The sequence below is a fragment of the Candidatus Binatia bacterium genome (assembly GCA_036382395.1).
Lineage (GTDB): Bacteria > Desulfobacterota > Binatia > HRBIN30 > HRBIN30 > JAGDMS01.
The window spans coordinates 1-3,282 of record DASVHW010000068.1 but is presented as its reverse complement, the minus strand read 5'-3'; the positions used below and the strand labels follow the sequence as shown (position 1 = coordinate 3,282).

The window sequence follows — 3,282 nt, the reverse complement described above, 5'->3', positions numbered from 1 at the left end:
CGCCGCCGCCCGGACCATGATCGCCACCGCCGCCGCGATTGCCACGGTTCGCTTCCGAGTTCAGGGAGGGACCAAAGCCGATGGTCTTGCTCACGCGAAGGTTGATGCTGAACAGTCCCGGACCGGTGCCGTAGTTCACCGGAATGATGGTCTGCCCGGCGATGGGCGAGCTGTCGAATGCTCCCCATTGGGTCTGCACGACGCTGGGGCGCGTCAGGACGGTCGCGAACGCTGGACGGTCGTTGAAGATCGAGTCGCCGTTCAGATCGCGCCCGAGCGTGATGTTGAATGGATTCCCGGAGCTGACCATTACGAATGGGCTAAAGCGGAATCCAAAAGGCGCCGAGATATTGCCGATCACCATGAACCGCTGCCGGACCGCGTAGCCGGTGCGCCCATACTCGTTGGCGAGGCTGTACTGGTTGACCGGGAAGCTGCCCGCACCGGAAGTGTTTCCGTTGGCCCAATTCAGCACGTAGAAGCTGTTCAAACTTACTCTTGCGCCGATGCGCACATTGGCGCTGGTAATCAACTGGTCCTGCTTGAATATGCCCTCGGAGTTGTATTCGTACACGTTGTTATTGCCGCCGAGTGGCCGTACGCCGGTGCCGGGGCCCGTGTAAGTGCCCGGGAGCGGTGCGTTGATGTTGCGTGTAAGCAACTGGTGCACACCGCGCGAGTGCAGATACGTAAACGACATGGTTGCCGTCTTCGTGACCTGCCGTTCCAGAGTGGCCGCCGACTGAATCACGTAAGGCGCGTGGAGATTGGGAGCTATCTGATACGTCGTGGGCGAACTCAATGCGCCGGTAAGAGTGCTGACCGCCGGAATGTTCGGGTAGAAGTCCGGATTGGTTACGATGTACGTTTGCTGCGTAATTCCGTTCAGCCGCTCCGCCTGCATGACCAGGCCCTCGCTGAAGCGGTCGTAGAAGATGCCGGTGCCGAGGCGCAGCACCGTCTTGGATGGCCCGTTCTTGATCCTGCCCAGCCCCCACGCGAAACCGACGCGGGGAGCGAAATTGAAATGATTGGGGATGTTGTTCTGGGTCTCGAAGCGGAGACCTGTAGTGAGCGTCATGTTGGGACGCAGGGTCCACGTATCTTCGCCGAACAGGCCGGCGTCCGCCTGGGTGACATCCACCAGCGGCTGGCCGGCCGTAATCCTGAACTGGCTGGAACCGCCACCCGCAGTGCGGATTTGCGCCGGTGTCAATCCCAGCGCGAGTCCCTGTTGCGTGATCTGGTAGGCAGTCAATGAATCGAAGGTAAAGGATCCGTTGTATCCGCCAGTGGACTGGTTGGCATCGCGCGTCGCGCGCACCCGGCCGCCGAAGGTAATCAGGTGCTTGCCGTGCGTCATGCGGGTGTAATTCTGGAATTCGTACTGGTCGGAGTGGTCTTCGGCGATGCCGCCCGAGTTGCCACCGCCGGTAAACGCTCCGAGGACGGAAATCGAAGGCGTACCGAACAGGGCCGCGTTGGAGCTGCGGTTGCGCTCGAATTGGAAACGGGTCTCGTTGATCACGGTCGTGCTCAGCACCTGGGTATCGCTGATTTGGAGTTCGTGATTGGTTCTGTGCGTGTTGGACGCGTAGGTGGGGAGCGTAAAGGTGCCGAGGCCGCCGTCCTGGCTATCGTTCTGGCCAAACTCATACCGCGCCGTCAGCGTGTTGTTTTTCGTTACCTGGTAATCGAGGCGCGGACCGATCTCCAGGCGCGTTACCGGGTTGGGTATGCCGGTGCTGAACGGGACCTGGTTGAAGTTGTTGTCCAGCACCACGGCATTGATGATCGCAGTTTCATCCTGTTTGCGGCGTTGCACGCTGAAGAAGAAGGAAGCCTTCTTGCTAAGCGGCCCGCCGACGTTGGCGTTGTACATCTCCGTCTGGTATCCCGGCTGGTCGCCGTGGTTGAACGGATTGCGCGCGTTGAAAATCTCGTTGTTGAAATTGAACATCGCCTGACCGTGGAACTTGTCGGTGCCGGGCTTGGTGAAGATCTCAATGCGTCCGTAGCCGATGTGGTCGAACTCCGCCGAGAACGGATTGGTATTGATGCGGACTTCGCGGATCGAAGACTTGGGCGGAAGCTGCCCGTTGGTGAAGCCGTCGATATAAATCTGCCCGCCGTTAGGGCCGGCCGAAGGTCCCGCCAAAGCCTGGAGATCGGCGGCGAGATCGTCGGGATCGTCGGAGAGGGCGTCCAGGTCCTTACCCTTGAGGACAATGGCGCTCGCGTTATTCGACGGCGCGACGTCCACCTGCGTGGTCGTGTCCTGCACCTCGACCTGCTCAGACTTCACCGCGATTTCCATCGCGATGTCGAGTTGCTGCGCATGTCCGGCTTCGATGGCGAGGTCCTGCGTCTCATATTTCGAAAAACCTTTGGAAACAACGCTGATCGCATATTTTCCCGGCGTGAGTCCCTTGATTTCGTAATTGCCCTGCTTGTTGGTAGCAGCGGAAACGACCTGGCCGCCGGCCGACTTCGCGGTGACGGTCGCGTCGGTGACGACGGCGCCGGACGGATCGGTAACTTGTCCTTTAATTACACCGGTCGATTGCGCGAGCAGGGAAGCGCTCACCAAGAGTAAGAACATTAGTATTGCAATTGTGCGACTTGCCGATTTCATAACTTCTCCTGAAATATATGACAGGGCCGGTACAACTTATTGCGCCTCGCCCGCGCCGGCGGTACCGATGTTCCAGGGCGACAGGATGGTGGACGCATTGGGCGCGGTAAGAATTGGCTCCACGCCCGCGAGCAGCGTGACGGCCGAGACGTCAGTCCCATTTCCTTGCGTGGTGACGATCATCAGCGCGTCACCCTTCTGAAGTTCCGACAGCGCGAGTTGCGGCATGCGAGCCAGCATCTGCGACAGGTCGGCATTGCGCATGCCGCCGCCGCCATTGGGTCCTCCCGGGCCGCCTTGCCGTGAACCACCGGCTTGTCCCGCGCCTTGTGCCGGCGCACCCTGCGGACGCTGTCCCGCCGGTTGGCCGTTGCCGCCCGGCACCCCCGCGATTTCTCCGCTACGGAGACGGAACGCGAGTGCCATCGCGACCATCTGCGGCAGCTTGTGCATTTGGGACTCAGGCGTGATCTTCACCACGACGGGCTTTTTCGTAGCCAGGTCCATGACGGTCATCGTTTGGTTTGCGACATCAATCGACGAGATCGTTCCCGCCACGTTGCGGAAAGTTCCAAAGACAATCTCTTCCGCGGTGAGCGAGGCGCCGTCGGCGCTGCGGGTGCCGCGCGCGCGAAGCTGGTCGCCGG

At 60.6% G+C, this 3,282-nt stretch carries 2 protein-coding genes; both read right to left on the bottom strand.

Going from position 1 to position 3,282, the window contains the following annotated elements; translation table 11 throughout:
* Window positions 1-2,602: carboxypeptidase regulatory-like domain-containing protein (locus VF515_03790; GenBank protein ID HEX7406756.1), on the bottom strand; the 2,602-nt coding region annotated here is incomplete at its 3' end.
* 69 nt (window positions 2,603-2,671) lie between these two features.
* Window positions 2,672-3,282: hypothetical protein (locus VF515_03785; GenBank protein ID HEX7406755.1), on the bottom strand; the 611-nt coding region annotated here is incomplete at its 5' end.